At 41.6% G+C, this 14,469-nt stretch carries 17 protein-coding genes; 10 read left to right on the top strand and 7 right to left on the bottom strand.

The features are described from left to right. Positions 1-3: 3 nt before the first annotated feature. Positions 4-1,407, top strand: a complete 1,404-nt coding sequence (locus AY606_RS06675) for an efflux transporter outer membrane subunit (protein ID WP_067866375.1) — start codon at positions 4-6, stop codon at positions 1,405-1,407. Between the two features lie 101 nt (positions 1,408-1,508). Here the strand turns inward: AY606_RS06675 and AY606_RS06670 are convergent, their stop codons facing one another. Next, a complete protein-coding gene (locus AY606_RS06670; protein WP_067866373.1) occupies positions 1,509-2,030 on the bottom strand; it encodes a hypothetical protein in 522 nt (173 codons plus the stop codon). Between the two features lie 572 nt (positions 2,031-2,602). On the opposite strand from AY606_RS06670, the gene thyA reads away from it, so the two are divergent. The 5 genes from thyA to msrA all read left to right on the top strand — a co-directional run bounded on the left by thyA (position 2,603) and on the right by msrA (position 6,339). Next, complete coding sequence (thyA, locus tag AY606_RS06665) at positions 2,603-3,445, top strand: thymidylate synthase (RefSeq protein WP_067866371.1); 843 nt, start codon at positions 2,603-2,605, stop codon at positions 3,443-3,445. 81 nt (positions 3,446-3,526) lie between these two features. Next, positions 3,527-4,039, top strand: coding sequence for a dihydrofolate reductase (locus AY606_RS06660; protein ID WP_067866369.1), 513 nt, complete (start codon positions 3,527-3,529; stop codon positions 4,037-4,039). 27 nt (positions 4,040-4,066) lie between these two features. Beyond that, on the top strand, positions 4,067-5,128 hold the full coding sequence (locus tag AY606_RS06655; RefSeq protein ID WP_067866367.1) for an Lnb N-terminal periplasmic domain-containing protein: 1,062 nt from the start codon (positions 4,067-4,069) through the stop codon (positions 5,126-5,128). A gap of 104 nt (positions 5,129-5,232) precedes the next feature. Beyond that, positions 5,233-5,694: an META domain-containing protein gene (locus AY606_RS06650; protein ID WP_067866630.1), complete on the top strand. Its 462-nt coding sequence runs from the start codon at positions 5,233-5,235 to the stop codon at positions 5,692-5,694. 120 nt (positions 5,695-5,814) lie between these two features. Then, positions 5,815-6,339 carry a peptide-methionine (S)-S-oxide reductase MsrA gene (gene msrA / locus AY606_RS06645; RefSeq protein WP_067866365.1) on the top strand — a complete coding sequence of 175 codons (525 nt, stop codon included), beginning with the start codon at positions 5,815-5,817 and terminating at the stop codon, positions 6,337-6,339. 68 nt (positions 6,340-6,407) lie between these two features. Here the strand turns inward: msrA and AY606_RS06640 are convergent, their stop codons facing one another. The 5 genes from AY606_RS06640 to AY606_RS06620 all read right to left on the bottom strand — a co-directional run bounded on the left by AY606_RS06640 (position 6,408) and on the right by AY606_RS06620 (position 10,098). After that, positions 6,408-6,812 (bottom strand): ExbD/TolR family protein, encoded by a 405-nt coding sequence (locus AY606_RS06640; protein WP_067866363.1) that lies wholly within the window; start codon positions 6,810-6,812, stop codon positions 6,408-6,410. After that, entirely contained in the window at positions 6,812-7,435 is a 624-nt protein-coding gene (locus AY606_RS06635) for a MotA/TolQ/ExbB proton channel family protein (RefSeq protein ID WP_067866361.1), read from the bottom strand. The genes AY606_RS06640 and AY606_RS06635 overlap by 1 nt, the downstream gene beginning before the upstream one ends. Before the next feature lie 20 nt (positions 7,436-7,455). Further along, positions 7,456-8,241, bottom strand: coding sequence for a TonB family protein (locus AY606_RS06630; protein ID WP_067866359.1), 786 nt, complete (start codon positions 8,239-8,241; stop codon positions 7,456-7,458). A 210-nt stretch (positions 8,242-8,451) separates the two neighbouring features. Continuing rightward, complete coding sequence (purU, locus tag AY606_RS06625; RefSeq protein ID WP_067866358.1) at positions 8,452-9,318, bottom strand: formyltetrahydrofolate deformylase; 867 nt, start codon at positions 9,316-9,318, stop codon at positions 8,452-8,454. 78 nt (positions 9,319-9,396) lie between these two features. Further along, positions 9,397-10,098, bottom strand: a complete 702-nt coding sequence (locus tag AY606_RS06620) for a TetR/AcrR family transcriptional regulator (RefSeq protein ID WP_067866356.1) — start codon at positions 10,096-10,098, stop codon at positions 9,397-9,399. Positions 10,099-10,213: 115 nt separating this feature from the next. On the opposite strand from AY606_RS06620, the gene AY606_RS06615 reads away from it, so the two are divergent. The 4 genes from AY606_RS06615 (at position 10,214) to AY606_RS06600 (ending at position 14,087) form a co-directional block, all read left to right on the top strand. Then, positions 10,214-11,662 carry a coniferyl aldehyde dehydrogenase gene (locus AY606_RS06615; RefSeq protein WP_067866354.1) on the top strand — a complete coding sequence of 483 codons (1,449 nt, stop codon included), beginning with the start codon at positions 10,214-10,216 and terminating at the stop codon, positions 11,660-11,662. Positions 11,663-11,824: 162 nt separating this feature from the next. Further along, complete coding sequence (gene rpmB, locus AY606_RS06610; protein ID WP_053578814.1) at positions 11,825-12,061, top strand: 50S ribosomal protein L28; 237 nt, start codon at positions 11,825-11,827, stop codon at positions 12,059-12,061. Between the two features lie 12 nt (positions 12,062-12,073). Then, the gene (gene rpmG / locus AY606_RS06605) at positions 12,074-12,229 is read left to right on the top strand and encodes a 50S ribosomal protein L33 (protein ID WP_001205031.1); all 156 of its coding nucleotides are present in this window, start codon (positions 12,074-12,076) and stop codon (positions 12,227-12,229) included. Positions 12,230-12,368: 139 nt separating this feature from the next. Beyond that, positions 12,369-14,087: a cation:proton antiporter gene (locus AY606_RS06600; RefSeq protein WP_067866352.1), complete on the top strand. Its 1,719-nt coding sequence runs from the start codon at positions 12,369-12,371 to the stop codon at positions 14,085-14,087. 53 nt (positions 14,088-14,140) lie between these two features. On the opposite strand, the gene AY606_RS06595 is transcribed toward AY606_RS06600, so the two are convergent. Beyond that, positions 14,141-14,419: a hypothetical protein gene (locus AY606_RS06595; RefSeq protein WP_067866350.1), complete on the bottom strand. Its 279-nt coding sequence runs from the start codon at positions 14,417-14,419 to the stop codon at positions 14,141-14,143. Between the last annotated feature and the right edge of the window lie 50 nt (positions 14,420-14,469).

The following is a 14,469-nucleotide window of genomic DNA, read 5'->3' as shown; positions in this document are numbered from 1 at the left end:
AGAATGCAAATGAATTTTACCAAACTTGCCACTGCCCTTATTTTAAGTGGATCGCTGTTCGGTTGTGCTGCGGTGGTGAAAACACCGTATCAACAACCCAGTGTCAACATTCCAAACAACTTCCAAAACAGTACAGCCATGAGCCAGCAAGTGTATGCTGATGTCTATGCCGACCAATGGTGGACTTTATTTGGCGATACGCAGCTGAATCAATTGGTCAAGCAAGTTTTGGCCAACAATACTGATTTGGCAGTTGCCGGAATTAATTTGCAGCAAGCACGTTTAAAGGCCGGTTTAGCTAAAAATCAGCAAGGTCCACGTGTCAGCTCCAGTGTATCGACTGGTCATACGATTGACTTAAATTCAGGTGATGACTCCTCACGTGGCTTGTCTGTAAGTGGTGGTGTGAGTTATGAACTGGATTTATTCGGAAGACTGGCGCGGCAGACTGAAGCATCTCGTTGGGAAGCTTTGGCGACTGAACAGGATTTACAAGCTACTGCCCAGAGTCTGATTGGAACGACAGCACAGCTTTATTGGCAATTGGCCTATTTGAATGAACGATTGAATGTGGTACAGCAAAATCTGGCAACGGCGCAAAAAACCTATGATCTAGTGCGAGTGCAATACCGTGCGGGCGCAGTTTCTGGACTGGATTTAACTCAGGCAGAACAATCGATTCAGAGTCAAAGAGCGACATTAAGCCAGATTGAGCAGCAAAAAGTGGAAACCAGAACGGCTTTAGCTGTTTTGATGAATCAACCTGTACAGCAACTGAATATAGCCGAACCGCAGCGTTTACCGCGTATTGCCTTGCCGAGCATTGCAGCAGGCTTACCGGCAGATTTGCTGTCACGTCGTCCAGATTTGCAGGCCTCGGAATTACGTTTGCGTAAAGCTTTGGCCAACAAAGATGCCACCAAAGCCGGTTACTATCCTTCAATTAACTTGACCGGAAATTTAGGCTCTTCCAGCACATCGTTAACCAATCTATTGCAAAACCCGGCTTTAACCTTGGGTGCAAGTCTTAGCCTGCCATTCTTGCAATATAACGATATGAAGAAAGATTTGGCGATCAGTGATCTGGATTATGAAAAATCGATTATTCAATACCGTCAAACCCTGTATCAGGCTTTTGCCGATGTGGAAAATGCACTCTCGGCACGTACCGAATTAAACAAACAGGTGGCTTTGCAAGAGCGTAATGTACAACTGGCCGAGAAAACCGAACGTTTAACTGAGGTGCGTTACCGCAACGGTGCAATTGCACTTAAAAACCTGTTAGATGCACAAGAAACCACACGTAATGCACGACTGGCTTTAATTCAAACCAAGCAAAGCCAATACAATGCTTATGTCACCTTAATGCAAGCTTTAGGGGGTAGTCCGATTAAGCAACTGCCTTAAGCTAAAAAGTGAAATAAAAAAAGATGCCGCTCGGGCATCTTTTTTTATGAGAAACATTTCTGATGAAATTTTATGTTGGGCGGTTTTAAGTTTTTTTAACTTTAAAAGCCCGGACGGTAATATTTATAGGTCAGACCTTTTTCATTATAAACGTCATAACTTTTTTGCTTAAAGTCAGATACCCATTGCTGGCCATTAAACCCGGCAATATGTCCATACACATGTTTGCCGGTTCGATCAATGATATAAATATCACCTTCTTTAGGGGAATCGAATTTAGGATTAATTTGTCGATAACCAATTTTCGTTAAAGTATTGCCCCAGTCTGCCGCAGCAACAGGATGACTTTGAAATTTTGCCCCTGCTGACTCCAAAGCAAGCCGGATACTTTTGGCACACTTTTGTGAACTGCGATATGAGCTAATATCCTGCAAGAAATTGGTGAATTTATTAATATCAATCCGCTGTCCATTGCTTGCAATGATGTTGTTTTTTGGGCTGCTTTGAACGGACTTGGATGCTGTATTTTTTGTAGAATTTTTACCAGATTGAGAACGAATTACGATATTAGTCTGAACAGGTGCATACATCTCATTCATGTGTACATTATAATCATAAGCCATTCTTTACAACTACTCCTAACCCTTAAACCACGGGCTTTTCACTCATTTCGACGGCGGAGATAGTAACTTGAAATATGTGACTTTTCATGTAAAAAATGTAATTAAATATAAATGAATCTCTTATTCTTAAGTTAAGTGATTATTTTTTGTTATTTTTTATAATTGCATGTAGCTGATAAATTCAATCGCTGCTGCATAGATAAGCAGCAAACGCCTATTTCCTTGCAAACGCTATTCATGACTTGTTGATATGCAACCTGAGAAATTGAAAATCGAGAAAATTGCATACTTTGCAATTTATTCTCGATGTGCTTTATTCAATTCAGAAATACTGAAAGAAAAAAATTAACCATTTTCTTTACCCTTATAATTTTTAACGCAAACCTTAATCTCATGAAATCCCATATAGGTTCAACAGCTACCCTAATCATTAAAATTTATTTAATTTTCATGTGTTTAAATATAAAATTCAGGTTAATCCCGTTTCTTTATACTGAGTAAGCTGTGGTTTCATCACTGTAAAAAAAAGGCTAATATGTGCCACAAGAAATTCACAATATTATGAGAGAGACATGCGTCAGTATTTAGACCTTTTACAACACATCCTCGACAACGGTGGCGACAAGGGCGACCGTACCGGTACAGGGACGCGTTCAGTGTTCGGTCATCAAATGCGCTTTGATCTTTCCAAAGGTTTCCCTTTATTGACCACCAAAAAAGTTCATTTTCGCTCCATCGTAATTGAACTGTTGTGGTTTTTAAAAGGTGATACCAACGTTAAATATCTACAGGACAACAAAGTTTCAATTTGGGATGAATGGGCTACTGCAGAACAAACCGCACGTTTTCGTCGTCCTGAGGGTGAACTGGGTCCGGTCTATGGTCACCAGTGGCGTAACTTTGGTGCAAGCAAAAAAGATAATGGCTTATATGAACAAGATGGTTTTGACCAGATTCAATGGTTGATTAATGAAATTAAAACCAATCCAAACTCACGTCGTTTAATCGTATCTGGTTGGAACCCGAATGAAGCGGGAAATGTTGCCCTTCCACCTTGCCATACACTGTTCCAGTTTTTTGTCCAAAACGGCAAACTGTCTTGTCAGTTGTATCAACGCAGTGCGGACGTATTTTTGGGCGTTCCATTCAATATTGCCAGTTATGCCCTGCTCACGCATATGATCGCGCAAGTCTGTGATCTGGATGTAGGGGATTTTGTCTGGACGGGTGGTGATACCCATTTATATGTCAACCATTTTGAACAAGCCAAATTGCAACTCAGTCGTGAGCCAATGCAACTTTGCCAGCTTAAATTAAATCCTGAAATTAAAGATATCTTCAATTTTAAATTTGAAGATATCGAAATTGTCGGCTATGAATCTCATCCAGGGATCAAAGCGCCTGTTGCGGTTTAATTTCTAAAATCCCCCCTTTAATTCCCGCCTTTTCTAAAGGCGGAAAGCGTATCTGAATATAAAAAATACAGGGAAAATTTTATGACCTTCCAGAATCTAGAAGTTGTACATGTTGTGGCCATGGATCAGCAGCGCTGTATTGGTAAAAATAATGACTTGCCTTGGCACATTTCTGCTGACCTCAAGCATTTTAAAGAAATCACCCAAGGTGGTGTTGTGGTTATGGGACGCAAGACTTTAGAGTCGATGGGACGCACCTTGCCGAAACGTGTCAATTGGGTCATTACCCGTGACACTGATTGGTTATTTGAAGGGACTAAAGTGGCCAATTCTATTGAAGATGCTTTGGTTCAAGCTGTTACTGATGTACAAGCTTCAGAAAAACCAGATTCGATCTTTGTAATTGGTGGCGGCGAAATCTTTAAACAGACCATGAACATTGCCGACCGTTTGGAATTGACCCATGTCGAGCTTGATGTTCAAGGCGATGCCTATTATCCAGAAATTCCAGCCGAATTTAAAAAAGTCGCCTCTGAACAACATATTGACGACAAAACTGGGATTGCTTTTGAGTTCGCAACTTACCGAAAATAAAGACAATAATTACTGATAAAGTCAAATATGCATAATATTGGAAAAAGGGAATTTTTCGCTGCGCTGGGCATGACTTTACTCCATTCCATGTTCAGTATTTTCGTTATTTTGTCCTCTATTTGGCTGTGTCTTGCCTTGTGGTTTCAGGAACCTTTTGGCTGGTTATTGACCCGCGTACTGATTGGTATCTGGATTGTGTTTGCTTTAAGTATTCTCGGGATTTATATCACCCAGCATTTCTTTAACCGCCATACGGATGTGCTGATTTATATTCTGGTTTTTCTCCTGGGCTTATTTTGGTATTTCAACCTGGAAGCCAAACAAGATCGTGAATGGAATCCAGAAGTGGCCCAAGTGCTGTCCTATGAACAAAATGGCGACCAGATCACCTTGCACAATGTGCGTAATTTTAATTGGCATACAGATGGGAGTTATGATGAACGCTGGGAATCCCGCAAGTTTGATTTAAATCAGATCACTGGCGTAAATATCATCACCTCCTATTGGATGGGACCACAAATTGCACATACCTTGGTCAGCTTTGATTTTGCCAATAGCAAGCCATTGACCTTCTCGATTGAAGTTCGCAAACAAAAAAATGAAGAATTTTCCACTTATGGTGGTTTTTTTAGAAAATATGAACTCAGCCTGATTGCAGCAGATGAAAAGGATCTGATTTATACCCGCAGTAATGTCCGTCACGAACAGGTCTATTTCTTTCCGATCAATATGCCCAAAGCAGAAAGACGTGCCTTGTTTGAAGAATATCTGCGTAAAGCCGATGAATTAAAGAATCAGCCGAAATGGTATAACAGCCTCACCAGTAACTGCACCACGCTGGTTTTTGATATGGGGCAAGCGATATCTAAAAGGCATTTGCCTACCGATTACCGCCTGTTTGCTTCAGGCTATTTACCCAATTATCTGTATGACTTAAATGCCCTTTCGCATGATTTGACGATAAAACAGTGGTATGAAGTTGCCTATATCAACCCACGGGTCAGTGGCTTAAATAATATCTCCAGCACTCAATATTCAACCCTCATTCGCAAAGGCCTCCCTAAACCCATACTACAAAAATCGCCATAATTTAAAATGTAAAAATATATAAAACATACATTTAGAACTAGTTAAATGGCTGTTTTTTTGTTTATATAGACCCAAGGTAAATCAAGAATGGGAATACCAATATGATATTAAAAAAATTATTTGCTGTTGGCATTATCGGTGCAACGATTGCTTTTAGCGGTTGTGAAACCACCCCAAGCGCATCTACGACGATTGAAACTGCAAATTTAGTACAACTGCAAAACCGTACCTGGATTGCAACCCATATTGGCAATACTGAAATTAAGACCGCAGCCAGTGCACATAATATTCCAAGCTTGCAATTTGATGCTGCGAGCAAACGTGTCAGTGGTGCAGATGGTTGTAATCGTATTATGGGCAGCTATGAAGCGGGACGAGATACCTTGGTTCTTGGCCCAATGGCAGGCACCAAGATGGCATGTCTGGATAGCAACAATGTATCGCCACAATTTAATGAAGCACTAACCAAAGTGGCAAACTATCAAGTCTTTGGCAAAACCCTAAAGCTACTTGATCGTCATGGCAATCTTCTGATCCAATTTACCAGTCCGGTTCAACCCCGTTAAAGCGCTTAAATAAAAAGCCTGAAATCTCAGGCTTTAGTGTTTAAAATGTCTAAATAAATACATTGTAGCTTCATAAAAAGCCCCTATATTAAAAACAATAAACAAATACAGGATAGAACCATGCAACAGGCATTATTTGGTGGTGGATGTTTTTGGTGTGTTGAAGCTATATTTTTACAGCTGAAAGGTGTAGTAAAAGTGGTCAGTGGTTATGCAGGTGGCCGCACCGACAATCCAAGTTATGACGATATTTGCCGTGGCGACACCAACCACGCAGAAGTCATTTTAATTGATTATGATGAAACACAAATTAGCTTTGATCAGCTGTTGGATGTGTTTTTCACTACGCATGATCCAACTACGTTAAACCGTCAAGGCAATGACATTGGTACTCAATATCGTTCCGTAATTTATTACCTGAATGATGAACAGCAACAGCAAGCACAACAGGCCATTGATCATTTGAAGGCAGAAGGCCTGAATATTGTGACTGAGCTGAGTCCTGCACCCAAGTTCTACCCAGCTGAAGAATATCACCAGAATTTCTTTGCACGGAACCAATCCCAAGGTTACTGTAATTTTTCCATTCCACCGAAACTGATGAAATTACGCAGCAAGTTTCAAGATTTGCTTAAATCTGAATAACGCTACTTTTCAGCAAACTTTAGACATAAAAAAAGCGACTCTCACGGTCGCTTTTTTTATATTTTAGCTTAGTTATCAGTTGCAAAAGCAATATCGCTGAGCCCGGCTTCGCTCGCACGAGACATCACTTGTGCAACAGCGTCATAACGTGAATCTTTATCTGCTTTCAGCACAATGGTCGGCTGACGCTGTTCCTGACCTGCTTCGTTAAATTTTGTCTGTAGCTCGTCAAGCGTGAGCACATTGCCATTCCAGGCAACTTTTCCATCTGCATTAATACTGATGGTGACATTTTTAGGAGGCAAATCAATAATATCTGCCGTGGTTTTTGGTAAGGTTAATGGAATTGATGGGTTAGCGACGGTAGCTGTCACCAAAAAGATGATCATCAATACCAACATAATATCGATCAGTGGAATGAGATTCATCTCATTCATGCCTACATCGTTGTCTTCGCCCAATTGAAAGCCCATTAAGCTTGACCTCCAACCAAATGATTCGAGGTTGCTTTAGCGTCAGTCACTTGAGCCGCGCTATCTTGTTGCAACATGGTATCAATTAACAGACTGTGTGCCTTGTCTTGTAACTCATGCGATAAACCACGGTTTACACGGGTACAAATGTTATAAGCCAATACTGCAGGAATGGCCACGGCCAAACCTAAACCGGTCATGATCAAGGCTTCACCCACAGGGGTCGCAACTTGTGCCAAACCGGCTTGACCACTTTTCCCGACTGCGACCAAGGCGTGGAAAATGCCCCAAACTGTACCGAACAAACCCACAAATGGTGCAAGTGAAGCAATAGTACCGAGAACTGCTACACCTTTCTCCGCACTCGATTTTTCAGCAGAAATTTGGCGTAATAACGCTTGTTCTGCAACAGCTTTACGCTGTTCAAAACTGAGTGGGGCCAATTTGGCCTTTAATTTGCTTAACGCTTGAGAAAGTTGAGCATAAGCTTGTTGCTTCAGTTGGCGAGTCCCCATTAAACGTAAAACGAAGATTGTCCATGTCGTGATCGACATTGCCAATAACACGAAATACAGTGTTTTACTCACTGCATCGGCGTGTTGCCAATAAACTGAAAAGTTCATACTCGAACTCCTAAAAAATGTTAGCCGCGTGGATTCAATGTCAATTCAAATGGTTGGTCAGCACTAATTGGATAAGCCACGCCATTTTCTTTGTACGGTTTGAATTTGGAACTACGCACTGAGCGTAAAATTTTGTCATCTAAAGCAGGCACACCACTCGAACGCGAAATACGCACTGAGGTAATCACCCCTTTTTCATTCGCTTCAATATGAACCACGATAGTTCGCGTCTGCCCTTGTAAATCATTATTATTATAAGAAGGTTTTGGCGAACGACTCCATTGCACGCCTGAACCACCAATTGATACACTTTTTGGCGATGGCGGTGCAGCAGGTGCCGGTGGTGTTACTGGCGCTGGCGGAGCGGGTGGCGTTACCGGTGCCGGTTTCACAACTTTAGTTTCAGAAATCGTGGTAGTGACAGCCGGTTTAGGTGGGGCTTCAACCGGTTTTACTACAGATTTGGGTGTGTCTGCTTTCTTAACTTGTTGAACCTTCTCTACCTTTTTCGGCGGTGGTGGAAGTTGTTTTTCTACAATTTCAACTTTTTTCACTTCTTTAGGCTTTGGCTGCTCTTTTTTCGGTTCAGCTTTTGGCTTCGGCGGCAAAGGTTTTGGCGGTTCTTGAATTTTAACAAAACGAACTTTTAAAGGCTGTTTTTCAATCGGTTTGAGTTCTGGGGTTTTCATTTCTCCCACCGCCCACAACACACCCATATGACCGATGACAACGGCTATAAGCGCCGTGATAATTTTCTTTTTCATCGGATTGGGAGTTTGCATATTTAGAGCGGGAGAGTGACTCATTAACATCAGTTACCTAATTAAAGCGATTGCAGATCCATACAGATTTAAGCAATCAAGCTCATCGGTTAGTACAATTAAAGCAACGCAATAATAAATGAGAAGTGTTTTCATTTGCAACTATTAAATCGTAAGTTTTGATGAGTTTTTTGAATCGAAAACAAAAAAGGCATGCCTAAAGCACGCCTTTTGAATGAATTATTTTAACAATTATTATTGGAAAACAACCGTTTTGTTGCCATCCACAATAATACGATCTTCAAGATGCCATTTTACCGCACGAGCCAACACGTTTCGTTCGACGTCTTGTCCAAGTTCACGCAGTTGATCGACTGTAAAATCGTGATTTACCCGTTCTACATCTTGCTCAATGATCGGTCCCTGATCAAGATCCGCAGTCACATAATGCGCTGTAGCACCGATCAGTTTCACACCTTTTTCATAAGCTTGCTTATAAGGGTTTGCACCGACAAATGCAGGCAAGAATGAGTGGTGAATATTAATCACTTTCATTTCCCATTTTTTAACAAATTCTTCATCCAGAATTTGCATATAACGTGCAAGAACTAACAAATCATTACCTTGCATTAATTCATCAATTTTTGCATAGGCTTCACGTTTGTTTTCTTTATTGACCGGCACGACTTCAAATGGAATACCGAAGTTCTCCACCGACTCACGTAAATCTTCATGATTGGACACTACTTTGGTAATTTCACAAGGCAAACCACCACGTGCATGACGCCACAATAACTCAAGCAAGGCATGATCGACTTTAGACACCAGAATACCGACTTTTTTAACATCGCTCACCAAAGCCAAACGCCAATTCATGGTATAGCGCTCTGCAACATTGGTCGCAAAAGTTTGAGTCAAATTTTCTTTACGGCTTTGCAAGTTGTCCAGTTCAAACTCAACACGCATGAAATAACGCCCGCCCTGCGCTTGAGTCGCGTATTGATCAAGTGCGGTAATATTTGCTCCCTGATGATACAAAAAGCTCGATACAGCTTGCACGATTCCTGGTTTATCCTCGCAAGTAATCAGTAAGCGTGCTGTGTTGGCAGTGGTCATATTCATGTTGGTTTATATCACTAATCAGTTAAATTGAAAAACAAGCCGAGCATTCTAACGCTTTTTTAAGGCTTTCTAAATAGGCTAGGTCGCATCGTGATTTTTACTTGAAGACAGACTCTCAAAAAGTTCTGAAGGCCCCAGCGTTTCAAGCAGGTGTTCATAGGTTTGACGACTTTCACCACGCAAATATGCCCCTTCCAGGAATACCATTTGACGTAATGCCTGCCAGACCCACTTTTCTTCTAAAGTATTTGAGTCGGTAATATGACCCGACATATATAAGAAGTTGGTCCAGTTGGTCAACACAATCCACAAGTTAATAATCAGGGCCTCAATTTCCGAGTCCGTCATGTGCATTAACCCTGCATTCACAAAGGCTTTATAAATTTTCTGCCCTTGCTGCATCACCTGACCGGCAAAACGTGGATACATTTTCCGAAAATCATCATTATTTTCAACCAGATGATAAACATCACGATGCAAAAATCGATAAGCCCAAAGCTGGCTGCTCAGTACTTGGAAATAACGAATCTTATCATTGGCATCAAGCAAGCGATCATCCGGCAATGCAAGCATTTCCAGAGTTTCTTTTTGATACTGCTCCATCAACTCTTTGATAATTTCGTTTTTATTACGAAAGTGGTAATACAAATTACCCGGACTCATATTCAGTTCAGCTGCAATATGATTGGTTGTAACTGAACGCTCACCGCGCTCATTAAACAACTGTAAGCTGAGCTGTAGAATACGTTCTTTGGTTTTTACCGTTTTGGCGTGAGACATCCTAAAGTAACCATTCATTCAATAGGTTAGCTAGCTAACACATAAAGTAACTTGACTATTTAGAGCTTTTACTCTAAAAAATAAATTAATCGCTTTTATTTAATGGTAGCAGGTCATGAATAGTCAAACAAAAACAACTTCAATGACACCACATTCTTTCGATATTCCGCACTTACACGATGTGCTGGAACAGCAAAAACATGCCTATCAACGCCATCCTTTACCAACAGCAAAGGAACGTATTGATCGTTTAGCACGTTTAAAGCGCATCTTAGTTAAATATCAAGATCAATTTGCCGAAGCAATTAACCAAGACTATGGTAACCGTTCTATTAGCGAAACCAAAATCGGTGAATTACTCACCTGTCTTGAACAGATTAAATATTATAGCAAGCATTTGACCCATTGGATGAAACCTTCCAAACGCCATGTCGGAATTATTCATCAACCGGCAAAAGCCTGGGTTCAATATCAACCGCTCGGTGTGGTTGGAATTATTGCTCCCTGGAACTATCCTTTATTATTGTCGGTTGGTCCACTGATTTGTGCAATTGCTGCCGGCAACAATGCCATGATTAAGATTTCCAGCGCATCGAGCAATTTTGGCCGTGCCCTTGAAAAAGCCTTGAGTGAAGCCTTTCCGATCGAATTGGTTGCAGTCATTAATGGTGGTGGTCCGATTTCTGATGCATTTAGCCATTTAGCCTTTGATAAAATCATTTTCACCGGTTCTACAGAAGTTGGTAAAACTGTGATGGCGGCTGCATCAGAAAACTTAGTGCCGGTGATTTTAGAATTGGGCGGAAAGTCCCCGGTTCTGGTTCACCCGTCTATTGATTTACAAGATGTTGCTCAACGTCTGGCTGCCGGTAAACTGTGGAATGCAGGTCAAACCTGTGTGGCACCTGACTATATGTTCCTGCCTAAAGGTAAAACGGCCGAATTCATCGAGCAGTTTAGGGCCTATGTGGAAGAGATGTATCCAAATCTTGCCTATAATCAAGATTACACCTCAATTATTAATGACAAACAGTATAATCGCCTGCAAGGTTATTTGGAAAATGCGCGTAGTCAGGGCGCCAAAATCATCGAAATCAATCCTGAACATGAAGATTTAACTGCCCTTCGAAAAATTGCGCCGACTTTATTAACCGGTGTAACCACTGAAATGCGGATTATGAAAGAAGAAATCTTTGGACCAATCCTGCCAATTCTAGAATATGATCAAATTGACGATGTTATTGACTTTATTAATAGCCGTCCGCGTCCACTTGCTTTATACTATTTCGACTTTGATCAGGCGCGTGCTGACTATGTCGCACAGCATACTCATTCAGGGCATTTCGGGCAAAACACGGTATTAACCCATGTTGCACAAGACGATTTACCATTTGGTGGCGTAGGTGCTTCAGGCATGGGCAAGTATCATGGTCCGGAAGGGTTCTTCAGTTTGTCTCATGAACGGTCGGTGATGTCGAATCCTAAGCTCTATAGCTTAAAATTCATTCTCCCACCATTTAACAAGCCGATTCATAAATTGATTTCGAAGGCCCTTCTTCGCTAACTGATCAAGGCATGAGCTATTGTACGTGTTCATGCCGGGTTTTTATTAAATTCGCTTGTCTTTTAAGCGCATTTTTGATATAAAACGCCCCTTGAATGATTTCATCCGTTTACTTTTAATGACTAGTCGCACAATTGGTGCTGTCTAGCAATGGAGTTCACCATGTCTAAGGTTTGCCAAGTTACCGGCAAGCGTCCAGTCGTTGGCAACAACGTCTCGCACGCCAATAACAAAACCAAACGCCGGTTCGAGCCGAACCTGCATCACCACCGTTTCTGGTTAGAAACCGAAAAACGTTTCGTACGTCTTCGTTTAACCACTAAAGGTATGCGTATTATCGACAAATTGGGTATTGAAAAGGTTGTTGCTGACCTTCGTGCTCAAGGTCAAAAGATCTAAGGAGTTCGAATCATGCGTGATAAAATTCGTCTAGTTTCTTCAGCTGGTACAGGTTATTTCTATACCACCACTAAGAACAAACGTACTATGCCGGAAAAAATGGAAATCAAAAAATTTGATCCAAAAATCCGTCAACACGTAATTTTTAAAGAAGCTAAAATTAAATAATTTTGCCTTCTTAAAAAAACGACCTTCTGGGTCGTTTTTTTTTGCATTTTTTTTATCCCGCTTGCTACACTTTAGCTACTTTTTTGGCATTCTTTGTGCTTTTGTATTTTTACCCTTAACTAGGCTTAAGGAGTTTTTAGTGCCTCATGACGTAGATCTCATCATACTATTAGCCGTTGGCTTTGGACTGGCGCTTGTTTTTGGCTATATTGCAGCTCGTATACGCCTTCCCCCTCTGATCGGCTATCTCGTTGCCGGAATCGTGATTAGCCCGAACACCCCCGGTGTGGTCGCAGATATTCATCTTGCCAACCAACTGGCTGAACTCGGGGTCATGTTCCTGATGTTTGGTGTTGGGATGCACTTCTCCCTCAATGATTTGATGCAAGTACGTCGAATTGCTTTACCAGGTGCGGTTTTACAAATTGCTGTCGCAACCTTACTGGGAATAGGCGTTTCCATGATCTGGGGCTGGGATTTTGGTTCTGCACTGGTGTTTGGCTTAAGCCTGTCCTGTGCCAGTACCGTAGTTTTACTTAAAGCTTTAGGTGACCGCGGTTTACTGAATTCCGTCAACGGTAAAATTGCCGTGGGTTGGCTGTTGGTTGAAGATCTGGTCATGGTCTTGGTTCTGGTTCTACTCCCTGCTACGGCAGTTTTACTGGGTGGTACACCCATTGCCGGAACAGATCCAGATGCAAACATCTGGCTCACTTTAGGTGTGACTCTGCTTAAAGTTACCGGCTTTATTGCCTTTATGTTGATTGTCGGGAAACGCTTGGTTCCCTGGATCATGCAGGTTGTGGCGCGGCTGGGTTCGCGTGAACTGTTTACCTTGACCGTAGTTGCGGCTGCAGTATCCATTGCTTTTGGTGCTTATAAAATCTTTGGTGTATCGATGGCACTGGGTGCATTCTTTGCCGGGATGGTGGTCAAAGAATCTGATTTCAGTCACCGTGCAGAAGAAGAAACTTTACCATTACGTGAAATTTTTTCGATTTTATTCTTTGTTTCTGTTGGTATGCTGTTTGACCCCCGCATTTTGATTGAACAACCCTTACATGTACTTGCGGTGGTTGGCATCATCATGATTGGCAAGACCATTGCAGCGATGGCTTTGGTGCTGTTCTTCCGTTATCCGATTAACACTGCGTTAACGGTCGGGGCCAGCCTTGCACAAATTGGCGAGTTTTCTTTTATTCTGGCTACTTTGGGCCTCTCACTCAATTTACTCTCGATAGAAGGGCAAAACCTGATTCTGGCAGGTGCGCTTATTTCAATTACACTAAATTCATTTGTATTCTCCGCTATTGAACCGGTGCAAAAATGGATTCGTGAACGCTCGCATCTGGCGCGTTTACTGGAACGAAGCGGTGATCCTCTTTCCATGCTGCCCGATGAAGTCTCCCAAGAGTATTTACGTGATCAAGTGGTGCTGGTAGGACATGGTGAAGTCGGTCGTCGTATTACCAAAGAGTTAATGGCGCAAAATATTAAGGTGGTGATTGCCGAAGAAAACCGTGAAATCGTAGAAAGACTGCGACAAAAAGGGATTGCAGCGGTTTCCGGTCATGCCACCGAACCGAGTGTATTAATTCAAGCACATATTCAACATGCGCGGCTCTTAGTTCTGTCACCCATGGATATTTTAGACATTCATAAAATTGTGGATATTGCCAAAACACTGAATCCGCAAATTCAGGTTTTAGTCTGTGCGGAAAGCAAGGAAGAAGCTGAAGTGATTCGTCGTGACGGTATTGGCGAAGTCTATTTTGCCAAAGAGGAAATGGCGAAGAATATGACCAATCATATTCTCAATCAAATCCAGATTGCTCATCAACAAGAACCGACGCATTAATCTTGCATCGTAAAAAAACGCACTCATGAGTGCGTTTTTTTATTGTGAACAGATCAGCTCAAATACTTAGGTTGATCATCTACAATCTCTGCCTGCCATTCATTGACCTGTTTTTCCATCATGGCAAACAAAGCGGCTTGCACCATATGTTGTGCAATTTCAGGCATTTGATCACCCAATAATGACTTCACTTCATCATTAAACTGAATTTTAACCAAGGGTTCTTTTTGAGAGTCTGCATTTCGCAATGCCAACTCGCCACCTTCAAGTTGAACCAATTCTAAAATAGCTTCTTGATTACCAAATAATTCTTTCAATTGTTCTATAGACATAGTTCCTCCATGTTCAACATGGTGGCAAAGGCAGTTGCACTTTGCATTAC

This window comes from Acinetobacter sp. SFB (assembly GCF_001647545.1).
Lineage (GTDB): Bacteria > Pseudomonadota > Gammaproteobacteria > Pseudomonadales > Moraxellaceae > Acinetobacter.
This window is presented reverse-complemented; position numbering and strand designations above follow the sequence as displayed.

Excerpts from the sequence above, each read along its gene's own strand:
- rpmG (WP_001205031.1), top strand. The coding sequence starts at position 12,074 with ATGCGTGATAAAATTCGTCTAGTTTCTTCAGCTGGTACAGGTTATTTC.
- msrA (WP_067866365.1), top strand. The coding sequence starts at position 5,815 with ATGCAACAGGCATTATTTGGTGGTGGATGTTTTTGGTGTGTTGAAGCT.
- AY606_RS06660 (WP_067866369.1), top strand. The coding sequence starts at position 3,527 with ATGACCTTCCAGAATCTAGAAGTTGTACATGTTGTGGCCATGGATCAG.
- rpmB (WP_053578814.1), top strand. The coding sequence starts at position 11,825 with ATGTCTAAGGTTTGCCAAGTTACCGGCAAGCGTCCAGTCGTTGGCAAC.
- AY606_RS06670 (WP_067866373.1), bottom strand. The coding sequence starts at position 2,030 with ATGGCTTATGATTATAATGTACACATGAATGAGATGTATGCACCTGTT.
- AY606_RS06615 (WP_067866354.1), top strand. The coding sequence starts at position 10,214 with ATGAATAGTCAAACAAAAACAACTTCAATGACACCACATTCTTTCGAT.
- thyA (WP_067866371.1), top strand. The coding sequence starts at position 2,603 with ATGCGTCAGTATTTAGACCTTTTACAACACATCCTCGACAACGGTGGC.
- AY606_RS06595 (WP_067866350.1), bottom strand. The coding sequence starts at position 14,419 with ATGTCTATAGAACAATTGAAAGAATTATTTGGTAATCAAGAAGCTATT.
- AY606_RS06620 (WP_067866356.1), bottom strand. The coding sequence starts at position 10,098 with ATGTCTCACGCCAAAACGGTAAAAACCAAAGAACGTATTCTACAGCTC.
- purU (WP_067866358.1), bottom strand. The coding sequence starts at position 9,318 with ATGAATATGACCACTGCCAACACAGCACGCTTACTGATTACTTGCGAG.
- AY606_RS06675 (WP_067866375.1), top strand. The coding sequence starts at position 4 with ATGCAAATGAATTTTACCAAACTTGCCACTGCCCTTATTTTAAGTGGA.
- AY606_RS06630 (WP_067866359.1), bottom strand. The coding sequence starts at position 8,241 with ATGAGTCACTCTCCCGCTCTAAATATGCAAACTCCCAATCCGATGAAA.
- AY606_RS06655 (WP_067866367.1), top strand. The coding sequence starts at position 4,067 with ATGCATAATATTGGAAAAAGGGAATTTTTCGCTGCGCTGGGCATGACT.
- AY606_RS06635 (WP_067866361.1), bottom strand. The coding sequence starts at position 7,435 with ATGAACTTTTCAGTTTATTGGCAACACGCCGATGCAGTGAGTAAAACA.
- AY606_RS06640 (WP_067866363.1), bottom strand. The coding sequence starts at position 6,812 with ATGGGCTTTCAATTGGGCGAAGACAACGATGTAGGCATGAATGAGATG.